This is a genomic window from Burkholderia metallica (assembly GCF_001718555.1).
In the GTDB taxonomy this organism is placed as follows: Bacteria; Pseudomonadota; Gammaproteobacteria; order Burkholderiales; family Burkholderiaceae; genus Burkholderia; species Burkholderia metallica.
The window spans coordinates 2,242,808-2,263,688 of sequence record NZ_CP013401.1; the positions used below are offsets into that span (position 1 = coordinate 2,242,808).

Genomic DNA, 20,881 nt, shown 5'->3' on the forward strand with positions numbered 1-20,881 from the left:
CCGGACAGCGCCGGCCCGCCTTCAGCGCGACGCCTCGACCAGCGCGTGCGCGAGCGCGTTGTGACGCTCGATGACGGGCGGCAGGTCGAGCGTCGCCAACCGCCCTTCCCGCACCACCACCTTCCCGTTCACCACCGTGTACGCCGTCTGCGACGGCGCGCAGAACACGAGCGCCGCAACCGGATCGTGCAGCGCGCCCGCGAACAGCGGCTGGCGCAGGTCGAACGCGGCAAAGTCGGCAGCCATGCCGGGCTTCAGCGCACCGATGTCGTCGCGGTTCAGCACCTTCGCGCCGCCGAGCGTCGCGATCTCGAGCGCTTCGCGCGCGGTCATCGCGTCGGGCCCGAAGCCGACCCGCTGCAGCAGCAGCGCCTGACGCACTTCCGCAACCATCTGCGCGCCGTCGTTGGACGCGGAACCGTCGACGCCGAGGCCGACCGGCACGCCCGCGAGCCGCATCTTCTTCACCGGCGCGATGCCCGACGCGAGCCGCATGTTCGAGCACGGACAGTGCGCGACGCCCGTGCCGGTGCGCGCGAACAGGCCGATGCCCGCATCGTCGAGCTGCACGCAGTGCGCATGCCATACGTCGTGCCCGACCCAGCCGAGATCTTCCGCATATTCGGCGGGCGTCATCCCGAACTTCTCGCGGCTGTACGCGATGTCGTTGACGTTCTCCGCGAGGTGCGTGTGCAGCGACACGCCGTATTCGCGCGCGAGCACGGCCGCGTCGCGCATCAGGTCGCGGCTCACCGAGAACGGCGAGCACGGCGCGACGACCACGCGCAGCATCGCGTAGCGGCCTTCGTCGTGATAGGTCTCGATCAGCCGCTGCGTGTCGCGCAGGATGTCGGGTTCGCGCTCGACGACCGAATCGGGCGGCAGCCCGCCGTCGCGCTGGCCGACGCTCATCGCGCCGCGGCTCGCATGAAAGCGCATGCCGATCCGTTGCGCGGCGCCGATGCTGTCGTCGAGCCGGCTGCCGTTCGGGTAGATGTACAGGTGGTCGCTCGACGTCGTGCAGCCCGACTGCAGCAGCTCGGCCATCGCGGTGAGCGTCGACACCTCGATCATCTCGGGCGTCAGGTGCGCCCAGATCCGGTACAGGTTCGTGAGCCAGCCGAACAGCTCGGCGTTCTGCGCGGCGGGCACCGCGCGCGTCAGGCTCTGGTACATGTGGTGGTGCGTGTTCACGAGCCCCGGGATCACGAGGTGGCCGCGCAGGTCGAGCACTTCGTCGGCCGTGTCGGGCAGCTCGGCGGTCGGGCCGACCGCGACGATCCGGTTGTCTTCGATGTAGAGCCCCGCGTCGCGCAGCTCGCGGCGCGTGTCGTCCATGGTCACGAGCACGTCGGCGTGCTTGACCAGCAGGGTTTTCGGGCGGGATGAAGAGGTGTTCGGCGCGCGTGCGCCAGCGTGCTGCTCGAGGTTCATGCGTTCTCCGCGTCGGTCTGCCCCCAGGGTCTGCCTGGAGGCGGTCACACAGCCGTTCGAACGCTGAATCGCGGCACGCTCCGGTGCCTGCGTCCGTTCGAACGCCCTGGCCCGGTTACCCGGCGTGCTCGCCGTCTTCGGGGTACGCGCGGGCCATCGGGCCGACGCGCACGCCGGGAGGATCGCCCAAGCACGCGCCGCACACAATGCGCGATCCGGAATACCGCGCTTCACGGTTTCGATATGGTACGCCGCGCCACGCGCCGCCGGACGCCCGAAACGCCCGCCGCAAGCGGTCTGCGGCGGCCCGTCGACAGCCGCTCATGCGCGGCGCATTATCTTTGATATCGCGCCCGTATTTGCGCGGGGAACCTTTTTACAATGCCTGCACGGCGCTCGCTTCAATCTCGCCGACGGGTATGTAGCCACGTGACGTGGAGCCTCGATCCGCCGCACAGTCTTTGGATCGGGCCGCCGCCGAACCTCGCATTCACACAAGGACAATTGCGAATGGGAAAGCTCACTACCCACGTACTCGATACGGCGCACGGCCGTCCCGGCGCTGCCATCAAGGTAGATCTCTACGCGCTGGACGGCGAATCGCGCCGCGCGATCAAGACCGTGCTGACCAATAGCGACGGCCGCTGCGACGAACCCCTGCTCGAAGGCGCCGCGCTCGCCGCCGGCGAATACGAACTCGTGTTCCACGCGGGCGATTACTTCGCGTCGCTCGGCGTGAAGGTGCCCGAACCCCGTTTCGTCGACCGCGTCGTGCTCCGCTTCGGCATCGCCGACACCGCGTCGCACTACCACGTGCCGCTGCTCGTGTCGCCATGGTCGTACAGCACCTATCGCGGCAGCTGACAGCGCATCGGCGCCCGACGCACCGGCGCCCGCATCAAGACAAAATCTGAGTCTGGAGGAGTTTCATGGAAGGCTTCATCACCGACTGGCTGAACCTCGCGCTGCGATGGCTGCACGTCATCGTCGCGATTGCGTGGATCGGCGAGTCGTTCTATTTCGTCGCGCTCGACAACAGCCTGAAACCGCCGACCGACCCGAACCAGCGCAAGCGCGGTGTGTTCGGCGAGCTGTGGCACGTCCACGGCGGCGGGTTCTACAACATGCAGAAGTACACGGTCGCCCCGCCGGAAATGCCGGATGACCTGCACTGGTCGAAGTGGCCGTCGTATACGACCTGGCTGTCGGGCTTCTCGCTGTTCTTCGTGCTGTACCTGCTCGCGCCGAACACCTACCTGATCGACAAGAGCGTGCTCGACATGGGCCCGGTGGTCGCCGTCGCATCCGCACTCGGCTTCCTCGCGGCCGGCTGGATCGTCTACGACTCGCTGTGCCGCATCCTCGGCACCAACGATCGCGTGCTCGGCATCTGCGTCGGCATCTACGTGGTCGCCGCCGCCTACCTCGCGTGCCACATCTTCGCGGGTCGTGCCGCGTACCTGATCGTCGGCGCGATGCTCGCGACGATCATGTCGGCGAACGTGTTCTTCGTGATCATCCCCGGCCAGCGCAAGATGGTCGACAAGATGCTCAAGGGCGAGGAGCCGAACCCGATCTACGGCAAGCGCGGCAAGCAGCGCTCGGTGCACAACACGTACTTCACGCTGCCGGTCGTGTTCGCGATGCTGTCGAACCACTATGCGATGACGTACACGAACAAGTTCAACTGGGTCGTGCTCGTGCTGATCATGCTGGCCGGCGCGCTGATCCGCCAGTTCTTCGTGATGCGTCACCGCGGCAAGCAGCTGTGGTACCTGCCGATCGGCGGCGTCGCACTGCTCGCGGGCGCCCTGGTCTGGACGACGCCGAAGCCGGTCGCGCCGGAAGCGCAGGCCGCGAACGCGCCGAAGGTCGTGATCAACGACATCATGCCGATCCTGCAGCAGCGCTGCGTCGAGTGTCACTCGGCGAAGCCGACGCTGATGGGCAGCGCCCCCGCCGGCGTGATGTTCGATACGCCCGACGAAATCTCGAAGAACGCGCAGCGTATCTACGAACAGGCCGTGCGCCTGAAGGCGATGCCGATCGGCAACGTCACGCACATGACCGACGACGAGCGCGTGAAGCTCGCCGCGTGGTTCGAGGGTGGCGCGAACAAGTAAGCCGCCATGCGCCGGTGTCGTGTTCCGGCGCAATCCTCTCCGTTCGCGGGCCCGGTGACGGGCCCGTTTTTTTTGCGTGCTGCGGATGCGTGTCGTGCGTTAGCTGCCGTGCATCGCGTCGCGCTGAAGCGCGACGAGCGCATCGAGCGCGCGCGGGCCGTCGTCGAACGGCACGAAGATGTGGTCGTGGTACGCGGCGGCCATCACGTTGCAGCTGATGCCGGCCGCGCCGAGTGCCCGTGCGAATGCGGCCGTGAGGCCCACGGCGGCTAGGTCGGAATGCACGGTCAGCGTGATCCACGCGGTTCGGAACAACACCGGCCAGCCGCGGCGCGCAGCCGTTTCCTCGTCGACGACGACCGTCAGCCCTTCCGCTTCGCGAAAGGTTGCAATCGCTTCGGATAACGATACGTCTGCGTCGAACGGCAGCGATACGAACGCGAACGCGCCCGGATGCAATTCGGGCTGCATCGTACGCAGCAGGATCGCAAGGTCGTTCTCGGGTTGGCTCATGAAAGGAACACGCCCGCAATCGGGCGTCGTGCGATGAAGATGCGGGCACGATAGCACGCGCCGCCGCCAGCGTTACGCGCGCATCGTCGCGACTTCGTGCGCGAAAGCCGTAAAGGCAGGCCGCGCCGACGGCCGGCAGCCATCAGCCATCAGCCGTCAGCCGTCAGCCGTCAGCCGTCAGCGTCGGATGCGGTGCGTCGCCGCAGTATTCGGAGACGATCGTCCGGATCCTCTCGAACGCCGCCTCGGGATCGACGAGAAACACCGTCGCGTCGACGACGTCGTCGAACGTGCAGCCGGCCGGCGCGACCCGAGTCGCCCGAAACCGGCCGCGCATGAAAAAACCCGCGCGAATCGCGCGGGTTTCGACAGACAGGCGGTGAGCCTGGAACGCCGGCGACTCAGGCCGTCAGCGCATGCAGCGCCTCCTCGGTGAGCCACAGCGATTCCTGCAGATCCTGCTCGTTCAGGTTCAGGCCGTCACCGCCGCGATCGACGACGATGAAGTCGCTGACGCCGCCGAGCGCGATCAGCGGGTGATGCCACACGCCCTTCGCATAGTTGACGCCCTGCCAGCCGCTCGTCACGAACGCGCGGATCTTCGCCGGATCGAGATCGCCGGCGGGCGCGACGACGACGAGATACGGCTGGTCGTTCAGCGGCACGAACGCCTGGCTGCCGAGCGGGTGCCGCTCCAGCATCTTCACCTCGAACGGCAGCGTGCGCGGCTGGCCGCGGAACAGGTTGACGAGCGTGCGGCCGCCTTCGTCGGTCACGTCGACTTTCGCGAGATCGTGAAAGCGGATCGTCGTGCCGAGGTTGATCGGGATCTGCTTCGCGCCTTCCGTTTCGATCACGTCGCCGAACGGCGCGAACGCTTCCTTGGTCAGCGGTTCGATGGCGAGCGTCTTCATTTGTCGAGCGTCCCCCACAGACGCAGGCGCGATACGCCGCCGTCCGGAATGATGTTCAGCCGCACGTGCGTGACGGGCCCGAGCGACGCGATGCCCTGTTCGAAGTAGTGCTGCTTGTCCATCTGCAGCTTCTGTTCGCCGAGCAGCACCGGCCAGAACATCGACTGCGTGATCAGCGAGCTGTCCGTGCCGCCCGACACGTACGCGGCCTGGATCGAGCAGCGGTCCGGATAGTTGCCCTTGAAGAACGCGGTATCGACCTCGATCTTGCGGATCACGCCCGGCTGCGCGAGCGCGATGATCGCCCAGTCGTTGCCCGGCTCGCGGCGGCGGCGGGTTTCCCAGCCGTCGCCCATGTTCACGCCGCGGCCCGGCAACAGCAGGTTCGACGCGACGCCGAAGTGCTGGTTGTTCGCGGCCACCACGTAACCGCCGTTTTCCATCGCAGCGAGGTCGAACTGCTCGGTCGCGCTCGCGCCGGCCCAGTCGAGCTGCGGCTGGCCGTACACGCGCAGACGCGCGATGCCGCCGTCCGGGTAGATGTTCACGCGCAGATGCGTGAAGGCGCGCGCATCGCCCGCTTCGACGTAGTGATGGCTGTTGCCCTGCAGCGTCGTCGACGGCACGATCTCGACCCACTCGGTCGCATGCGTCGGCGCGCCGTCGGCCACGAACGCGGCCTCGATCGACGCGGCCGGCGGGAAGTTGCCGGTGAAGTGGCTCGTATCGATGTCGAAGCCCTTGATCACGCCCGGGCGCGCGAGCTTGACGACGCACCAGTCATAGCCCGTCGTGCGCTTGCGGCGCGTTTCCCAGCCGTCCATCCACTTGCCGTGGTCGTCGTACTTGCCGGGAATGAAGACGGCCGGCTCGGGGTTCAGCATCCGGTCCTTCGGCGCGAAGAAATCGTCGCTGGCCTCGAGCGCCTGCGCACCGAGACGCGGGTCGGCAAGATTCACGTAGCGCCGCGTGAACTCGGGTGCGTTGGGATCGAGAAGCGGAACAGCCATGATGTTTCCTTGGTTTCAGTGATGCGATCGGCCCGCTGCGACGCAGCAGGCCGTCGTGCGGTGTCAGGCGTCGATCAGGTCGTCTAGGCGAAAGCGCGCGATCCGGTAGATCTGGTCGAGGCTCGCGCGCAGTTCCTCGGTGCGCGAATGATTCACGCGCGACTCGAAGTTCGCGATGATGCCGTGCCGGTCATAGCCGCGCACCGCGAGGATGAACGGGAAGCCGAACTTCTCGCGATACGTGCGGTTCAGCGTCAGCAGCTTGTCGAACTCTTCCTGCGTGCACTGGTCGAGGCCCGCGCCGCTCTGCTCGCGCGTCGACTCGGCCGTCAGCTCGCCGCGCACGGCGGCCTTGCCGGCCAGCTCCGGGTGAGCGTTGATCAGCGCGAGCTGGCGCGCTTCGCCGGCCTTCTCCACCGCGTTCGACATCGTCTTGTGCAGCGCATCGATGCTCGCGAACGGCCGCTCGCCCGCGGCGACTTCGGCCACCCACGGCGAATGTTCGAAGATCCCCGACAGCGCCGCGACGAACGCGCTCGGGGCCATCGTGTTCAGTTGATCCAACGTGTAGCGCATCGCCTTCATGCTTTCCCTTCGTTTCGATGATTGGGCTGATACGGATGATGTTCACGCCAGTGACGCGCGATATCGACACGGCGCGTCACCCATACGCGATCGTGCTTCTCGATGTGATCGAGGAAACGCTGCAGCCCGCGGAACCGGCCCGGGCGGCCGAGCAACCGGCAGTGCATGCCGATCGACAGCATCTTCGGCGCCTCGTCGCCTTCCGCGTACAGCACGTCGAACGCGTCGCGCAGATAGTCGAAAAAGTGATCGCCGGTGTTGAAGCCCTGCGGCGTCGCGAAGCGCATGTCGTTCGTGTCGAGCGTGTACGGCACAATCAGTTGCGGCACCTTCTTGCCGCCCGACACGTCGACGTCCATCCAGAACGGCAGATCGTCGCCGTAGTTGTCGGAGTCGTACAGGAAGCCGCCGTATTCGGCGACGAGACGGTGCGTATTGGGGCTGTCGCGGCCGGTATACCAGCCGAGCGGGCGCTCGCCCGTCACGCGCTCGATCGCTTCCATTCCCAGGCGCATGTGCTCGGCTTCGAGTTCCGGCGTCATGCTCTGGTAGTGGATCCAGCGCCAGCCGTGGCACGCGATTTCATGACCCAGCTCGACGAACGCGCGCGCGAGTTCCGGGTGGCGCTCGATCGCCATGCCGACGCCGAATACCGTCAGCGGCAGCCCGCGCTTCTCGAATTCGCGCAGGATGCGCCATACGCCGGCCCGCGAACCGTATTCGTAGATCGACTCCATGCTCATGTGGCGATCGGGATACGCGGCCGCGCCGACGATTTCGGACAGGAATTGCTCCGAGCCCGGATCGCCGTGCAGCACGCAGTTCTCGCCGCCCTCCTCGTAGTTCAGCACGAATTGCACGGCGACGCGGGCGCGCCCCGGCCAGTTCGCCTGAACGGGATGGCGGCCGTAGCCGATCAGGTCGCGAGGATAGTTGGGATCGAGTGACATGGGTTCGAAGTGCGACGAAAGCGGGCTGAAATAATGGGTTCGCATCGACCGCGCGGGCGCCGGAGCCCGGCTGCGCAAGCCGATGCGATGACGGCCCAGTGTAGCGAAAACGTTCATACGCGCCCATACAGCGGCGCAGATAGTGCGTGTCAGACGGTGTGTATGTGCGGTTGCGGCAAATTCGGGACCGGTTCCGCGTGATCCCCGTCCGGCGGGCTGAAGCGGGCGAACGCGCCGTCGTAGCGCTTGGGCAGCGGGCGCGCGTAATCGCCGCGCTTCGCGGTCGCGAGGCGCAGCGCGACGAGCGCCTCGGCCCACTTCACGGCCGCCGTGACGCCCTCGACCACCGGCGCGCCGATCTGCTGCTCGATCTCGTGCGCGAATTCGGCCATGCCCGCGCAGCCGAGCACGATCGCGTCGGCGCCGTCCTCGTCGAGCGCGCGCCGGCATTCGTCGACGATGATCCGGCGCGCGGCCGAACCCGGCCGGTCGAGTTCGAGCACGGCGACGTCGGTCGCGCGCACGTTGCGGCAGAACCGCTTCATCCCGTAGCGCTCCGCGAGGTGCCACGCCATCCCGCAGGTGCGCGCGAGCGTCGTGACGACCGAGAAGCCCGGCGCGAGCACGCTCGCCGCATGCATCGCGGCCTCGGCGATGCCGATCACCGGCCCGCGCGCGAGCTCGCGCGCCGCATACAGGCCCGGATCGCCGAAGCAGGCGATCACGTACGCGTCGCAGCCGTCGCGCTCGCCCTGCGCGATCTCGGCGAGCAGCCCCGGCGTCGCGAGCGCCTCGTCGTAATAGCCTTCGATCGACGGCGGCCCCATCGGCGGGCTCACCGCGACGATCTCGGTGCCGGCGGCCGCGACTTCGCGCGCGCAGCGGCCCATCGCATCGGTCATCCGCTGCGTCGTATTCGGATTGATCAGTCGAATCTTCATCGCACGCTCCTTACGCCTTCGTGCCCGCGAGCAACCGGTAGAACACGAAGCCGAGCCCCGCTCCGATGAACCACGAGAAGTTCGCGACGCCCTGCCAGCCCGGCATCATCACGCAGGCGACCGCGATCACCGCGGCCGGCAGCAGTGCCGCGAGCGCACGGCGGTTCACGCCGCCCGTGTACCAGTACGTGCCGCTCTCGGACATCGTGTACAGGTCGTCGCGCACGAGCCGGCCGCGCTTGACGAGGTAGAAGTCGGCGATCAGCACGCCGTACAGCGGGCCGATGAACGCGCCGAGCACGTCGAGCGTGTAGTGGATCACGGCCGGGTTGTTGAACAGGTTCCACGGCGTGATGAAGATCGACGCGACGGCCGCGAGCATCCCGCCCGCGCGCCAGCTGATCAGCCGCGGCGCGACATTCGAGAAGTCGAACGCGGGCGACACGAAGTTCGCGACGATGTTGATGCCGATCGTCGCGATCGTGAACGTCAGCGCACCGAGGATCACCGCGGTCGGATGGTCGATGCGGCCGACCGTCTCGACGGGGTCGGTGATGAGCTGGCCGAACACCGGCAGCGTCGCGGCCGTCGTGATCACCGTGACGAGCGAGAACGCGAGGAAGTTGACCGGCAGCCCCCAGAAATTGCCGCGCTTCACTTCGCCGAACGAGCGGCAGTAGCGCGAGAAATCGCCGAAATTCAGCATCGGCCCGGAGAAGTACGACACGACGAGCGACACCGCGGTGATCATCACCGGGATCACTTCCGCGCCGTGATACTTGACGCCGCCGAGGTTGATGCCGATGTTGCGCCAGCCCGCGCGCCACACCATGTAGCCGGCGAGGATGAACATCACGACGTAGACGGCCGGGCCCGCGAAGTCGATGAACTTCTTGATCGTCTCCATCCCGTTCCAGAACACGAACGCCTGCAGCACCCACAGCAGCATGAAGCCGGCCCAGCCAACCGCCGACAGTCCGAGAAAACCATAATGGTGGACGTCCGCATAAGGCAGCCATTGCGGGACGAATTTCAGCACGACGATCACGAGCGCGCTCGACGCGAGATAGGTCTGGATGCCGTACCACGCGATCGCGATCAGCCCGCGGATCACGGCCGGCACGTTTGCGCCGAGCACGCCGAACGTCGCACGGCACGCGACCGGATACGGCACGCCGATCTGCTGGCTCGGCCGCGCGATCAGGTTGCACAAGACGTTCACGAGGCCGATGCCGACGATCAGCGCGATCAGCACCTGCCAGCTCGTCAGCCCGAGCGCGAACAGGCTGCCCGCGAACACGTAGCCGCCGACGCTGTGCACGTCCGACATCCAGAACGCGAAGATGTTGTACGACCCCCATGTCTGATTTTTAAGGGGTGCCAAATCTTCGTTGTACAGACGTTCGCTGTAACCATTCGGCAACGTCGGGTCGCCGCCGTCGCCGCCTTCTTCCGCCGGATAGGCGCTGTCGTGCGCCACACTGAACTGAGCCATGACTTCTCCTTGACGCGGCCGCGTGGCCGCTCCACTGTCATCGATATCGCTCCGGATCGACGCCCGGAGTCGGACCAGCGGCCCGCGGCAAACACCGCGGGCCTGCATTTCGCTCGTTCTTGTGGCGCGCGGCCGGGTTCGCGTCGCCGCTCAGGCGCCGCCGAACACTTCGCGCAAATCGACCTGCCCTTGCGCGGGCCGGTCCAGCATCTTCAGTTCGACATGCTGCAGGTGGTGCGCCATCAGCGTCACCGCCCGCTTCGGATCGCCCGCCTCCAGCGCGCCGAGGATCTCGTCGTGGTCGTCGCACGAGCACGGGCTGCGCCCGTGCGATTCGTACAGCGCCGACATCAGCGTCGAGCGTGCGACGAGCCCTTCGAGGCACGCGCTGAGCGTCGCATTGCCCATCAGCGTGGCAAGCGCCGTATGGAATTCGCCCGACAGCCGGATCCAGGCCGCGAAGTCGTGACGCTCGAACGCCTTGCGTTCCTTCTCGATCAGTGCGGCGACACCTTTCAGCCGCTTCGCGCCGGGCCCGGTCGCGAGCCGCTCGACCACCGCCAGCTCGATGATCCGGCGCATCTCGAACACCTCGTGCACGTCCTGCAGCGTCGGGCTCGCGACGAACGCCCCGCGGTTCGGCTCGAGATCGACCAGCTTGTCGGTCGCGAGCTGCGCGAGCGCCTGGCGAATCGTCCCGCGCTTCACACCGAACACGTCGCACAGCTGCGCCTCCGTCAGCTTCGCGCCGGGCGCGAGCCGATGCTCGAGGATCGCCGTGCGGATGCGCTCGGCGATCGCTTCGGGACTGGCTGCACCGGGCAGGTGGGATTCGGGCTCGTTCATGATCGGCATCGTGTGATGATCCTTATCCTAGGGCGGACATAAAGATTGTCAACAATTCTTTTCCGGCAATGCGCACAATCGACGTGCATCCATGCGTCCCTGTTCGGTGCACGATGCGTCAAAATCCATGCACGACAAGGCCAAGACGTACGACAGAGGCCCTTCTCGTCGTATACCCTCTCGGCTATTTTGTTGACAAAATCGGTGCAAAATTCGGCGAAAGCCCTGTCGACGTCGGCAAAAATTCTCGACCGTTAGTTGCGCATTTACATAAAGAAAAAGGCGGGTTACCCCGCCTTTCGATCGATCGCGCCGGCATCAGCCGAGATGAGGATAGTCCGACAGCGTGAGCCGGAAACCGTGCGCGTTCGCGACCAGTTGCGCCTGCGCGCCGAACGGGAGCGTCAACAGGTCGGGCACGTGGCCGAACTGGAGCCCCGTGACGACCGGGATCCCGATCACCGCCCGCACCTGGTCGATCATCGTCTGCATGTCGTAGCCGTTGTCGTACTCGAACGGCCGCGCGCCGGTGAACTGGCCGAGCACGAGCGCCTGCTGACGCGCGAGCAGCCCCGACAGGTGCAGCTGATAGATCATCCGTTCGATCCGAAACGGCTGCTCGTTGACGTCCTCGATGAACAGGATCCCGCCTTCGATGTCGGGCATGTACGGCGTGCCGACGAGCGACGAGAGGATCGCGAGGTTGCCGCCCCACAGCGTGCCCGTCACGTTGACGGCCTGCACCTGCGGCGCTTCGGCGACGATCGTCGTGCTCGGCTGCGTCAGCGTCTGCCAGAAGTGCTGCATCGTGAAATCGCTCGGCGTTTGCGCGCCGAAGTCGGCCGACAGCATCGGGCCGCCGAACGTCTTGATGCGCGCCTTCGCGTACAGCGCGAGCTGGAGCGCGGTGAAGTCGCTGTGGCCGACGAGCGCGACCGGCTGGTCGCGCAGCCTGCGTTCGAGCCCGCGATAGTCGAGCCCGTGCAGGATGCGCGCCGCGCCGTAGCCGCCGCGCACCGCCAGCGCGATGTCCGGCAGCGGCCGCTCGGGATCGGCGAGGCGGTTCAGGTCGCCTGCCCGCTCGCCGTCGGTGCCGCCGAACCGCTGGAAGCGCCGCTGCGTCGCTTCGATGTTCTCGATGCGGTGCTGCGCGGTGCTGAGGCGCTCGAGCGCGCGGTTGATCGCGTCGGGGTCGTGCGGATAGCCGGACGGCGCGAGCAGCCGGATGGTGTAGGACGCGGCGGGCTGAAAGGACATGGTGAAGGGTGTCGGGTCGTCAAACCTGCTTAGAGGGTCCGAACCGTCTCCGGTTCACGGAACCGTACGTGCGCGGCTTACGCCGGGAAACGGGAGATCGGGCGCGGCGGGCCGCCTATGATGCGCCGGATTCGGCGTCGCGAGCCAGCCGCGCTTCGCGCAGCGCGCGACGGCGCTCGGCGAAGAACGACTTCAGCGCTGCGCCGCACTCGTCGGCAAGCACCCCGCCGGTCACTTCGGTGTGGTGGTTGAGCTGCGGATTCGCGAACGCGTCGATCACGCTGCCGCACGCGCCCGTCTTCGGGTCGGCGGCACCGTAGACCACCCGTGCGATGCGCGCGTGCATGATCGCGCCCGCGCACATCAGGCACGGCTCGAGCGTCACGTACAGCTCGCAGCCGGGCATCCGGTAATTGCGCAGATGCTGCGCGGCCATGCGCAGCGCGGCCATTTCCGCATGGGCCGACGGGTCGTGCCCGCCGATCGGATGATTGAAGCCGCGCGCGATCACTTCGTCGCCGCGCACGAGCACCGCGCCGACCGGCACTTCGCCGGCCGCGCGCGCCTCTTCGGCGGCGGCCTGCGCGAGACGCATGAAATGCAGGTCGCGCGCCGATACGGGCGCGGCTTCGGGAAGGGGGGAATCGGCGGCGGGTTCGATCGCCGGGGCAGCGGCCGGCCGGGCTGCGTCGTCCAGCGCGTCGGACGTCACATCGGCCCCGCTTCGGCGGACGCTTCGTCGAGCCCGCGCTCGCACAGGCGCTCCGCGATGCGGCGGCAGTAATCGCGCGGCATCACCATCGGGCCGCCGCGCAGCGATTCGAGCGCCATGTCGAGCGCGAGGATCTTCGCCTGCAGCCGGCAGCGCGCGGCACGGTCGCTGACCGCCTGCACTTCGTCATGCAGGTTGCGCAGCGCGCGCAATTGTTCGACGGCCGGCGGCACGAAGCCCGCGTTCTTCAGGATACGGTTGGCCACCCGCACCTCCTCGGGCACGAGCAGGTCGTCATCCAGCGCCTGCGGCGCGCCGGTACCCGGCAAATCGTCGAACTCGCCCCGCGCGGCGGCGGCGGCAATACGTTGTTCGACCAGGGCGTCAAGCAATCTCATCAGTCAATCGGAACAATGCGGCAGGCCGAATTCTAGCAGGGTGACGCCGGTATGACAGGCCCTTCGAATATATGCTCGATATTGCGCTTTTTAGGGGCCGAATCGCGGCCCATGCGCGCCGATCGGCATCATTTGCCACGCTGCTGCGCTGCAGCGGGCTGTGGGCCGTATCGACACCGGCAAATGCGGCCGGTGTCGGCCGTCTTTTCAATCGGAAAGATGCAGCTCAGGCCATGCCGTTGCGGAAAAACGCCAACCCCCTGCCGCCATTTCGCCCGACTCAGGCAGCCGCCGTTTCCCGCCGCGCGTTCGCGAACGGTCGGAACATCGTCGCCATCAGGAACGCGCCGACGCCGATCGCGAACGAACCGACGTACAGCCCGCCGTAACTGCCGAACGTATCGACGATCAGGCCGCCGGCCACCGGCCCCGCGGCCATCCCGAGGCTGCCGGCCATCGCGCAGCCGCCGATCACGGTGCCCATCATCCGCAGCGGGAAGTTTTCGCGCGCGAGCACCGAATACAGCGGCATCACGCCCGCATAGATGAAACCGAAGAACGTCGCGACCGCGTAGAAGCCGTCGAGCGTGCGCACGAAGTAGTAGCCGAGCGCGCCGAGCGCCTGCGCGAGCAGCCCCGCCACCAGCATGCGTTTCGCGCCGAGGCGGTCGCCGAGAATCCCGAACGCGAGCCGGCCGCCCATGCCGGCGAGCCCTTCGACGCTGTAGATCGACACCGCGACGATCAGCGGGATCCCGCACGTCACCGCGTAGCTGACCGTATGGAAGATCGGGCCCGAGTGCGTCGCGCAGCAGAGGAAGTTGGTCAGCAGCAGCACGACGAACTGCGGCGAACGCAGCGCATCCGCGACCGACATCGCCGCGGGCTCGCCGGCGGGCGCCGACGCCACCGGGGCCGCATGCGTGCGGTCGAGCGCGGGCGCCCGGCGCACCAGCAGCGACGCCGGGATCATCACGACAGCCGCAAGCGCCGCGATCAGCAGCATCGACGTGCGCCAGTCGCGCACCGACACGAGCCACGCGGCGAGCGGCGCCATCGTCATCGGCGCCATCCCCATGCCGGCCGACACGAGCGACACCGCCAGGCTGCGGTGCGTGTCGAACCAGCCGGTCACGCACGCCATCATCGGCGCGAAGATCGCGGCCGTCGCACCGCCCACGGCGAGGCCGAACGTGAGCTGGAACGCGAGCAGCGACGGTGCGCGGCTCGCCAGCGCCAGGCTGGCCGCCAGCAGCACGGCGCCGGTCATGACGACCGGGCGCGTGCCGATGCGGTCCGACAGGCTGCCCCACGCGATGCTCGCGAACGCCATCGCGATGAAGCCGAGCGTCATCGCGGCGGAAATGCCGGTCATCGACCAGCCCGTGTCGCGCGCGATCGCGCGCAGGAACACCGGCAGCGAAAACATCGCGCCGATCGCGATGCAGCCCATCAGGCCGCCCGCGGCGACGATCACCCAGCGGTATCGGGAATCCGGCATGTAGCGCCTCCTGGTTCGTTTCGACCCTTTTCGGAAACCGGGTGCGGCCCGCGTGCGCGGCGCAATGCCCGGTCGACATCGATACGACGGGCGACGCATCGGGAAATCGACACGCGCGGCGCACCGACCAATGAATTCTTCGATTATCTGCCGATCCGCTCCGGCCGCGACGGGCGGCCCGGCCACCGTGCTTTTCCGGAATCGGAAAGTCGAAATCAGAAATCGTTGGTTGGGACGCGCGATCGCACTGACTACACTCGCCCCATCTTGTCATAACAAGTTGATCGATGACCTCCCCCAACGTCGTGCCGCTGTCGGCGGCCCCGCTCTACGTGCAGATCAAGGACACGCTGCGCGCGCGCATTCTCGACGGCACCTATGCGCCGCACAGCCGGATGCCGTCCGAGCACGAGCTCTGCGCGATGTTCGACGTGAGCCGCATCACGGTGCGCCAGGCGCTCGGCGATCTGCAGAAGGAAGGACTGCTGTTCAAGCTGCACGGCAAGGGCACCTTCGTGTCGAAGCCGAAGGCGTTCCAGAACGTGACGTCGCTGCAGGGGTTCGCCGAGGCGATGTCGTCGATGGGCTACGAGATCGTCAACCAGGTGCGCAGCTTCCGCACCGTCAAGGCCGATCGCCATCTCGCGACGAAGCTGAACGTGACCGAAGGCGCGCCGCTCGTCGAGATTCATCGCGTGCGGCTGCTCAATCGCGAGCCCGTGTCGCTCGAACAGACCTGGGTGCCGGAAGCGCTCGGCAAGCGTCTCGCGGGCGCCGATCTCGCGACCCGCGACATCTTCCTGGTCCTGGAAAACGACTGCGGCATCCCGCTCGGCCATGCCGACGTGTCGATCGACGCGATCCTCGCCGACGACGAGATCGTCGATGCGCTGCACGTCGAGGAAAGCAGTCCCGTACTGCGCATCGAGCGCCTCACGCACGACGCGTCGGGCGCGCCGATCGACTACGAATACCTCTACTTCCGCGGCGACGCCTTCCAGTACCGGCTGCGCATCGATCGGCAGAAACCGCGCCAACCTGCAAGGAAACAACGATGACGACCCATGTACTCGAATACGACATCGTCGTGGTCGGCGGCGGCACCGCCGGCCCGATGGCGGCGATCAAGGCGAAGGAGCGCGACCCGTCCCTGCGCGTGCTGCTGCTCGAAAAAGCCAACGTGAAGCGCAGCGGCGCGATCTCGATGGGCATGGACGGCCTGAACAACGCGGTGATCCCCGGCCATGCGACGCCCGAACAGTACACGCGCGAGATCACGATCGCCAACGACGGGATCATCGACCAGGAAGCCGTGTACGCGTATGCGACGCACAGCCATGCGACGATCGAGCAGCTCGACCGCTGGGGCGTGAAGTTCGAGAAGGACGGCACCGGCGACTACGCGGTGAAGAAGGTCCATCACATGGGCTCGTACGTGCTGCCGATGCCGGAAGGACACGACATCAAGAAGGTGCTGTACCGGCAACTGAAGCGCGCGCGCATCGCGATCACGAACCGGATCGTCGCGACGCGCGTGCTGACCGACGCGCAGGGTCGCGCAAGCGGCGTGCTCGGCTTCGACTGCCGCACCGCCGAATTCCACGTGATCCGCGCCAAGGCCGTGATTCTCTGCTGCGGCGCGGCCGGCCGCCTCGGCCTGCCGGCGTCGGGCTACCTGATGGGCACGTACGAGAACCCGACCAACGCGGGCGACGGCTACGCGATGGCCTATCACGCCGGCGCCGCGCTCGCGAATCTCGAATGCTTCCAGATCAATCCGTTGATCAAGGACTACAACGGCCCGGCGTGCGCGTACGTCACCGGCCCGCTCGGCGGCTTTACCGCGAACGGCAAGGGCGAACGCTTCATCGAATGCGACTACTGGAGCGGCCAGATGATGTGGGAGTTCCACCAGGAGCTGCAAAGCGGCAACGGCCCGGTGTTCCTGAAGCTCGACCATCTCGCGGAAGAAACGATCCAGACCATCGAGCAGATCCTGCATACGAACGAGCGGCCGAGCCGCGGCCGCTTCCATGCGGGACGCGGCACCGACTACCGCCGCCAGATGGTCGAGATGCACATCTCCGAGATCGGGTTCTGCAGCGGCCACAGCGCGTCCGGCGTGTACGTGAACGCGCGCGCGGAAACCACCGTGCCCGGGCTCTACGCGGCCGGCGACATGGCCGCCGTCCCGCACAACTACATGCTCGGCGCATTCACGTACGGCTGGTTTGCCGGGCAGAACGCGGCCGACTACGTGGCCGGCCGTGCGCATGCGCCGGTGGACGACGAACAGGTCGCGGCCGAGCGCGCGCGCGTGCTCGGCCCGCTGCTGCGCGAACGCGGCCTCGCTCCGGCGCAGGTCGAGTACAAGCTGCGCCGGATGGTCAACGACTATCTGCAACCGCCGAAGGTGACGCGCAAGATGGAAATCGGCCTGCAACGCTTTGACGGCATTACTGAGGATATCGAAGAAATAAAGGCGAACAATCCGCACGAACTGATGCGCGCGGCCGAAGTGCGCGCGATCCGCGACTGCGCGGAAATGGCCGCGCGTGCGTCGCTGTTTCGCACCGAGAGCCGCTGGGGGTTGTACCACCATCGGGTCGACTTCCCGCATCGCAACGACGCCGAATGGTTCTGCCACACGTGGCTGCGCAAAGACGCCGACGGCGCGATGCGCAGCGAGAAGCGGCCGATCGAACCGTACGTCGTGCCGCTCCCCGACGACGAACGCGGCGCCTATGCGCAGTTGCGCATCCGCGAACCGGCCGCGCTCGCGGCCGCCCTTTGAGGAACCTGCCATGCCCCATACCCCGCACGACATCTTCCAGCGCAGCAGCGCCCCCGTGACGATCGACGAGGCCCTGTGCATCGCCGACAAGGGCTGCACCGTCTGCGTCGACGTGTGCCCGCTCGACCTGCTAGCGATCGACCTGACCAAAGGCAAGGCCTACATGCAGTTCGACGAATGCTGGTACTGCATGCCGTGCGAGCGCGACTGCCCGACCGGCGCGGTCAAGGTCGAGATCCCTTATCTGCTGCGCTGAAACGACGCGCCATCGGCGCATCGATCCCTTTTCATCGAACGCACGACACATGAAAGGAACGCGACGCATGTTCCGCCTGCTTGCCGCATCGACCGCGATCACGGCCACCGGTTTCGCGCAGGCGGAGACGATCCGCGTGGCGATCGGCACGCAGGACACGACGATCGACTGCGCAACCGGCCGCCTGCCGATCCGCGAACCGCATCGGCTCGACACGTACCTGCCGCGCACCGGCAAGTACCTGAGCACGCCTACCCGCCCACTCATTGCCCCGACCTCGCTCCCATGACCGTCTCTTCCTCCGCTTTCCCGCTGCCCGGCGTGCCGGCCGCCGACCACGCCGCGCTTGTCGCGCGCCTCGCCGCCCCCGATGCGCCGGTGCGCCGCGTGGCGCTGCTCGAACTCGCCGATCTCGAGGCGCCCGAACTCGTGCCGTCGTTCATCGCGGCGCTGCGCGACGATCCTTCGGCCGACGTGCGCAGCGAAGCTGCGCGCGTGCTCGGCGCGTGGGAGCAGCCCGATGTCGTCGATGCGCTGTGCCGCGCGCTGCTCGATCCGGACGAGCATGTGCGCGCCGCCGCCGCGCAAAGCCTGTCCGAACTGAAGGACGCAGCATCGGGTGCCGTGCTGTGCGGCTGGACCGACAGGCCGGAGCCGTTCGTGCAAGGTGCGGTGCTGCGCGGTTTGCGCGAATTGCGCGACCCCGACGCGTTTGCGCCCGCGCTGCGCGCACTCGACGCACACACCGCTGCCGTCCGCGCGGAGGCGGTCGTCGTGCTCGGCTGGCTGCGGGACACGCGCGCGCTGGCGCCGCTCGCACGTGTCGCGACGACGGACGCCGAAGCGGACGTCCGGCGCGCCGCGGTCGGCTCAATCGGGTTCGCGGCGGCGGATGACGCAGCCGCCGCCGCCGCGTTGCTTGCCGCGCTGCGCGACGCCGCATGGCAGGTGCGCGAGGAAGCGGCCGCCACGCTCGGCAAGCTGCGCATCGCGGCCGCGCGCGAGCCGCTCGTCGCCGCGCTCGACGACGACTACTGGCAAGTGCGCCTGCGGGCCGCGCGCGCGCTCGGACAACTGCGCGACGCGGCCGCGGCACCGGCCGTCGCCGCACTGCTCTCGCATACGATCAGCAATCTTCGCAAGGAAGCGGCGCTCGCGCTCGGCGAATTGCGCGACCGGGCGACGCTGCCCGCGCTGCACGCTGCGCTGGAAGATCGCGACCCGGAAGTCCGCAAGGCCGTGCGGATCGCGATCCGGCAAATCGACGACGCGCCGCGATGATCGCACCGACAGAAATCGCACTCGATCATCCGGCGCGCGCGCTAACCCTGCGCTGGCCCGACGGCGATACGCAGCGCATCGACTATGCACGGCTGCGCAGCGCATGCCCGTGCGCCGAATGCCGCAAGATCCGGTTCGACGGCGGCCGGATCGACGCGCGGCCCGGCCTGACGCTGGACGGCGTGGAAGCGCTCGGCTACGGCATCCGCTTCCTGTTCGGCGACGGCCATGCGCGCGGCATCTATCCGTGGCCGTACCTGGCCGACTTCGCGTAGCGGCTTCGACGCGGCAGCGCTCGCGCGGGCGCAATGGCAGGCGTACGAAAACGCTGCGATACTGACGCCCACGATCGTCTCCACCCGTCGTGGGAGCCAGAACATGCAAACCGCAGTCGGATTCATCGGCCTCGGCGTGATGGGCACGCCGATGGCGCTCAATCTTGCGCGGGCCGGCACGCCGCTCGTCGTGTGGAGCCGGTCGCACGGCAACGACGACGCACTGCGTGACGCCGGTGCGCGCGTCGCCGAGCACGTCGACGACGTGTTCGCATCGTGCCGCACCGTGATCCTGATGCTCGCGAACGACGCGGCGACCGATGCGGTCCTTGCGCGCGGCACGACCGATTTCGGCCACCGCGTCGCCGGACATACGATCGTGAACATGGGCACGCATCCGCCCGAGTATTCGCGCGCGCTGGCCGACGAAATCGCGGCGGCGTCCGGCCGTTACGTCGAAGCGCCCGTCTCGGGGTCGCGCAAGCCGGCCGAGGCCGGCCAGCTCGTCGTGATGCTCGCGGGCGCACCGGACGACGTCGACGCCGTCCGCCCGCTCGTGAAGCCGCTGTGCCGCGACAGCTTCGTGTGCGGCGACGTGCCGGCGGCGTTGACGATGAAGCTCGCCGTGAACCTGTTCCTGATCACGATGGTCACCGGTCTCACCGAAGCCACGCATTTCGCGCAACGTCACGGCATCGATCTCGCCCGCTTCGCCGACGTGCTGAACGCGGGCCCGATGGCGAGCGACGTGTCGCGCGTGAAGCTCGGCAAGCTCGTCGCGGACGATTTCTCGGTGCAGGCCGCGATCACCGACGTGTTGAAAAATGCGCGACTCGTCGCCGAATCCGCGCGCAGTATCGGCATTGCGTCGCCGCTGCTCGACATCTGTCACGCGCTGTATGGCGAGACCGAACAGGCCGGACATGGCGCGGACGACATGGTCGCCGTGATCCGCGCGATCGAGCGGCGCACCGACGACGCGCGATGAATCGCCACCGCTCGCCGCACCCGACCGAACGCGTCCGCGCATAGACAACCCATGTCCGATTCGACCCGCTCCCCGATCGCCGTCACGGCGTCCGTCCGCGCGGTGCCTGCCGTGATCGGCATCGTCCTGCGCGAACGCGACGTGCTGCTGGTACGCCGCGCCAATCCGCCCGATGCGGGCTGCTGGGGCTTTCCCGGCGGCAAGATCGAAGCGGGGGAATCGATTGCGCATGCGGTCGTGCGCGAAATCGCCGAAGAAACGACCGTGGACGTCGAGGCACTCGACGCCTTTACCGCACTGGATGCGTTCGATTACGATGCTGCCGGCGACGTGCGCCTGCATTTCGTCATGGTCGCGGTGCTGTGCCGCTGGTTGCGCGGCACGCCGGCTGCCGGCGACGATGCGCTCGACGCGCGCTGGTTCGCTCTCGCCGAACTCGATCGCGATGACGTGCCAATGAGCGCGGGCGTTCGCGACGTCGCTCAACGAGCGATCGAGCGGGCGGCGGCCCTTGGCAGCCTGCCGCGTCCCGCCCGTTCCTGACACGCCAGCGTCTTTCCCGCTCCCGTTGCGAGCGGCCGGTCGGAGTCGTGACGGTGCCGGCCTCC

22 protein-coding genes and 2 pseudogenes are annotated in these 20,881 nt (G+C 67.6%); 10 read left to right on the plus strand and 14 right to left on the minus strand.

Going from position 1 to position 20,881, the window contains the following annotated elements:
- Nucleotides 1-21: 21 nt before the first annotated feature.
- On the minus strand, nucleotides 22-1,434 hold the full coding sequence (locus tag WJ16_RS10050; protein ID WP_069256932.1) for an 8-oxoguanine deaminase: 1,413 nt from the start codon (nucleotides 1,432-1,434) through the stop codon (nucleotides 22-24).
- A 510-nt stretch (nucleotides 1,435-1,944) separates the two neighbouring features.
- On the opposite strand from WJ16_RS10050, the gene uraH reads away from it, so the two are divergent.
- Together uraH and WJ16_RS10060 are read left to right on the plus strand one after the other, a co-directional pair.
- On the plus strand, nucleotides 1,945-2,298 hold the full coding sequence (gene uraH / locus WJ16_RS10055; protein WP_011657188.1) for a hydroxyisourate hydrolase: 354 nt from the start codon (nucleotides 1,945-1,947) through the stop codon (nucleotides 2,296-2,298).
- 65 nt (nucleotides 2,299-2,363) lie between these two features.
- A complete protein-coding gene (locus tag WJ16_RS10060; RefSeq protein ID WP_069256933.1) occupies nucleotides 2,364-3,557 on the plus strand; it encodes a urate hydroxylase PuuD in 1,194 nt (397 codons plus the stop codon).
- A gap of 99 nt (nucleotides 3,558-3,656) precedes the next feature.
- On the opposite strand, the gene WJ16_RS10065 is transcribed toward WJ16_RS10060, so the two are convergent.
- The 13 genes and pseudogenes from WJ16_RS10065 to WJ16_RS10120 all read right to left on the minus strand — a co-directional run bounded on the left by WJ16_RS10065 (nucleotide 3,657) and on the right by WJ16_RS10120 (nucleotide 14,679).
- Nucleotides 3,657-4,070, minus strand: a complete 414-nt coding sequence (locus WJ16_RS10065) for an ACT domain-containing protein (protein ID WP_069256934.1) — start codon at nucleotides 4,068-4,070, stop codon at nucleotides 3,657-3,659.
- 163 nt (nucleotides 4,071-4,233) lie between these two features.
- A pseudogene (locus WJ16_RS34765) lies at nucleotides 4,234-4,371 on the minus strand (RidA family protein); the annotation flags it as partial.
- Between the two features lie 100 nt (nucleotides 4,372-4,471).
- A complete protein-coding gene (locus tag WJ16_RS10070; RefSeq protein WP_069256935.1) occupies nucleotides 4,472-4,984 on the minus strand; it encodes an ureidoglycolate lyase in 513 nt (170 codons plus the stop codon).
- Entirely contained in the window at nucleotides 4,981-5,994 is a 1,014-nt protein-coding gene (gene alc, locus WJ16_RS10075; RefSeq protein ID WP_069256936.1) for an allantoicase, read from the minus strand. Before alc ends, WJ16_RS10070 begins: the two co-directional genes overlap by 4 nt.
- Before the next feature lie 63 nt (nucleotides 5,995-6,057).
- Entirely contained in the window at nucleotides 6,058-6,579 is a 522-nt protein-coding gene (gene uraD / locus WJ16_RS10080) for a 2-oxo-4-hydroxy-4-carboxy-5-ureidoimidazoline decarboxylase (RefSeq protein WP_069256937.1), read from the minus strand.
- Nucleotides 6,576-7,529, minus strand: coding sequence for an allantoinase PuuE (gene puuE / locus WJ16_RS10085; protein ID WP_069256938.1), 954 nt, complete (start codon nucleotides 7,527-7,529; stop codon nucleotides 6,576-6,578). Before puuE ends, uraD begins: the two co-directional genes overlap by 4 nt.
- 149 nt (nucleotides 7,530-7,678) lie before the next feature.
- Entirely contained in the window at nucleotides 7,679-8,470 is a 792-nt protein-coding gene (locus WJ16_RS10090; protein ID WP_069256939.1) for an aspartate/glutamate racemase family protein, read from the minus strand.
- 10 nt (nucleotides 8,471-8,480) lie between these two features.
- Nucleotides 8,481-9,965: an NCS1 family nucleobase:cation symporter-1 gene (locus WJ16_RS10095; protein WP_069256940.1), complete on the minus strand. Its 1,485-nt coding sequence runs from the start codon at nucleotides 9,963-9,965 to the stop codon at nucleotides 8,481-8,483.
- Between the two features lie 150 nt (nucleotides 9,966-10,115).
- The gene (locus WJ16_RS10100; RefSeq protein WP_069256941.1) at nucleotides 10,116-10,820 is read right to left on the minus strand and encodes a GntR family transcriptional regulator; all 705 of its coding nucleotides are present in this window, start codon (nucleotides 10,818-10,820) and stop codon (nucleotides 10,116-10,118) included.
- Between the two features lie 309 nt (nucleotides 10,821-11,129).
- Nucleotides 11,130-12,068 (minus strand): muramoyltetrapeptide carboxypeptidase, encoded by a 939-nt coding sequence (gene ldcA, locus WJ16_RS10105; protein ID WP_069256942.1) that lies wholly within the window; start codon nucleotides 12,066-12,068, stop codon nucleotides 11,130-11,132.
- Nucleotides 12,069-12,183: 115 nt separating this feature from the next.
- The gene (gene tadA / locus WJ16_RS10110; protein WP_069256943.1) at nucleotides 12,184-12,780 is read right to left on the minus strand and encodes a tRNA adenosine(34) deaminase TadA; all 597 of its coding nucleotides are present in this window, start codon (nucleotides 12,778-12,780) and stop codon (nucleotides 12,184-12,186) included.
- Entirely contained in the window at nucleotides 12,777-13,178 is a 402-nt protein-coding gene (locus WJ16_RS10115; protein ID WP_006478536.1) for a DnaJ family domain-containing protein, read from the minus strand. Before WJ16_RS10115 ends, tadA begins: the two co-directional genes overlap by 4 nt.
- A 280-nt stretch (nucleotides 13,179-13,458) precedes the next feature.
- Entirely contained in the window at nucleotides 13,459-14,679 is a 1,221-nt protein-coding gene (locus WJ16_RS10120) for an MFS transporter (RefSeq protein WP_069256944.1), read from the minus strand.
- A gap of 287 nt (nucleotides 14,680-14,966) precedes the next feature.
- On the opposite strand from WJ16_RS10120, the gene WJ16_RS10125 reads away from it, so the two are divergent.
- From WJ16_RS10125 to WJ16_RS10160, 8 genes and pseudogenes are all read left to right on the plus strand, one after another.
- Nucleotides 14,967-15,737 (plus strand): GntR family transcriptional regulator, encoded by a 771-nt coding sequence (locus WJ16_RS10125; protein WP_069256945.1) that lies wholly within the window; start codon nucleotides 14,967-14,969, stop codon nucleotides 15,735-15,737.
- On the plus strand, nucleotides 15,734-17,473 hold the full coding sequence (locus WJ16_RS10130; RefSeq protein ID WP_069256946.1) for a fumarate reductase/succinate dehydrogenase flavoprotein subunit: 1,740 nt from the start codon (nucleotides 15,734-15,736) through the stop codon (nucleotides 17,471-17,473). The genes WJ16_RS10125 and WJ16_RS10130 overlap by 4 nt, the downstream gene beginning before the upstream one ends.
- Nucleotides 17,474-17,483: 10 nt before the next feature.
- On the plus strand, nucleotides 17,484-17,729 hold the full coding sequence (locus WJ16_RS10135; protein WP_069256947.1) for a 4Fe-4S dicluster domain-containing protein: 246 nt from the start codon (nucleotides 17,484-17,486) through the stop codon (nucleotides 17,727-17,729).
- Nucleotides 17,730-17,778: 49 nt separating this feature from the next.
- Nucleotides 17,779-17,970: pseudogene (locus WJ16_RS10140) on the plus strand (ABC transporter substrate-binding protein); the annotation flags it as partial.
- Nucleotides 17,971-18,014: 44 nt separating this feature from the next.
- Nucleotides 18,015-19,010 carry a HEAT repeat domain-containing protein gene (locus WJ16_RS10145; RefSeq protein ID WP_069256949.1) on the plus strand — a complete coding sequence of 332 codons (996 nt, stop codon included), beginning with the start codon at nucleotides 18,015-18,017 and terminating at the stop codon, nucleotides 19,008-19,010.
- Nucleotides 19,007-19,285: a gamma-butyrobetaine hydroxylase-like domain-containing protein gene (locus WJ16_RS10150; protein ID WP_069256950.1), complete on the plus strand. Its 279-nt coding sequence runs from the start codon at nucleotides 19,007-19,009 to the stop codon at nucleotides 19,283-19,285. The genes WJ16_RS10145 and WJ16_RS10150 overlap by 4 nt, the downstream gene beginning before the upstream one ends.
- 103 nt (nucleotides 19,286-19,388) lie before the next feature.
- Nucleotides 19,389-20,273, plus strand: a complete 885-nt coding sequence (locus WJ16_RS10155; protein WP_069256951.1) for an NAD(P)-dependent oxidoreductase — start codon at nucleotides 19,389-19,391, stop codon at nucleotides 20,271-20,273.
- A gap of 51 nt (nucleotides 20,274-20,324) precedes the next feature.
- Nucleotides 20,325-20,816, plus strand: a complete 492-nt coding sequence (locus WJ16_RS10160) for an NUDIX hydrolase (protein WP_069256952.1) — start codon at nucleotides 20,325-20,327, stop codon at nucleotides 20,814-20,816.
- Nucleotides 20,817-20,881: the final 65 nt, after the last annotated feature.

Excerpts from the sequence above, each read along its gene's own strand:
- WJ16_RS10070 (WP_069256935.1), bottom strand. The coding sequence starts at position 4,984 with ATGAAGACGCTCGCCATCGAACCGCTGACCAAGGAAGCGTTCGCGCCG.
- WJ16_RS10160 (WP_069256952.1), top strand. The coding sequence starts at position 20,325 with ATGTCCGATTCGACCCGCTCCCCGATCGCCGTCACGGCGTCCGTCCGC.
- WJ16_RS10095 (WP_069256940.1), bottom strand. The coding sequence starts at position 9,965 with ATGGCTCAGTTCAGTGTGGCGCACGACAGCGCCTATCCGGCGGAAGAA.
- WJ16_RS10115 (WP_006478536.1), bottom strand. The coding sequence starts at position 13,178 with ATGAGATTGCTTGACGCCCTGGTCGAACAACGTATTGCCGCCGCCGCC.
- WJ16_RS10120 (WP_069256944.1), bottom strand. The coding sequence starts at position 14,679 with ATGCCGGATTCCCGATACCGCTGGGTGATCGTCGCCGCGGGCGGCCTG.
- uraH (WP_011657188.1), top strand. The coding sequence starts at position 1,945 with ATGGGAAAGCTCACTACCCACGTACTCGATACGGCGCACGGCCGTCCC.
- WJ16_RS10130 (WP_069256946.1), top strand. The coding sequence starts at position 15,734 with ATGACGACCCATGTACTCGAATACGACATCGTCGTGGTCGGCGGCGGC.
- WJ16_RS10155 (WP_069256951.1), top strand. The coding sequence starts at position 19,389 with ATGCAAACCGCAGTCGGATTCATCGGCCTCGGCGTGATGGGCACGCCG.
- uraD (WP_069256937.1), bottom strand. The coding sequence starts at position 6,579 with ATGAAGGCGATGCGCTACACGTTGGATCAACTGAACACGATGGCCCCG.
- WJ16_RS10145 (WP_069256949.1), top strand. The coding sequence starts at position 18,015 with ATGACCGTCTCTTCCTCCGCTTTCCCGCTGCCCGGCGTGCCGGCCGCC.
- alc (WP_069256936.1), bottom strand. The coding sequence starts at position 5,994 with ATGGCTGTTCCGCTTCTCGATCCCAACGCACCCGAGTTCACGCGGCGC.
- puuE (WP_069256938.1), bottom strand. The coding sequence starts at position 7,529 with ATGTCACTCGATCCCAACTATCCTCGCGACCTGATCGGCTACGGCCGC.
- WJ16_RS10065 (WP_069256934.1), bottom strand. The coding sequence starts at position 4,070 with ATGAGCCAACCCGAGAACGACCTTGCGATCCTGCTGCGTACGATGCAG.
- WJ16_RS10050 (WP_069256932.1), bottom strand. The coding sequence starts at position 1,434 with ATGAACCTCGAGCAGCACGCTGGCGCACGCGCGCCGAACACCTCTTCA.
- WJ16_RS10125 (WP_069256945.1), top strand. The coding sequence starts at position 14,967 with ATGACCTCCCCCAACGTCGTGCCGCTGTCGGCGGCCCCGCTCTACGTG.
- WJ16_RS10060 (WP_069256933.1), top strand. The coding sequence starts at position 2,364 with ATGGAAGGCTTCATCACCGACTGGCTGAACCTCGCGCTGCGATGGCTG.
- WJ16_RS10150 (WP_069256950.1), top strand. The coding sequence starts at position 19,007 with ATGATCGCACCGACAGAAATCGCACTCGATCATCCGGCGCGCGCGCTA.
- WJ16_RS10100 (WP_069256941.1), bottom strand. The coding sequence starts at position 10,820 with ATGCCGATCATGAACGAGCCCGAATCCCACCTGCCCGGTGCAGCCAGT.
- WJ16_RS10090 (WP_069256939.1), bottom strand. The coding sequence starts at position 8,470 with ATGAAGATTCGACTGATCAATCCGAATACGACGCAGCGGATGACCGAT.
- ldcA (WP_069256942.1), bottom strand. The coding sequence starts at position 12,068 with ATGTCCTTTCAGCCCGCCGCGTCCTACACCATCCGGCTGCTCGCGCCG.
- WJ16_RS10135 (WP_069256947.1), top strand. The coding sequence starts at position 17,484 with ATGCCCCATACCCCGCACGACATCTTCCAGCGCAGCAGCGCCCCCGTG.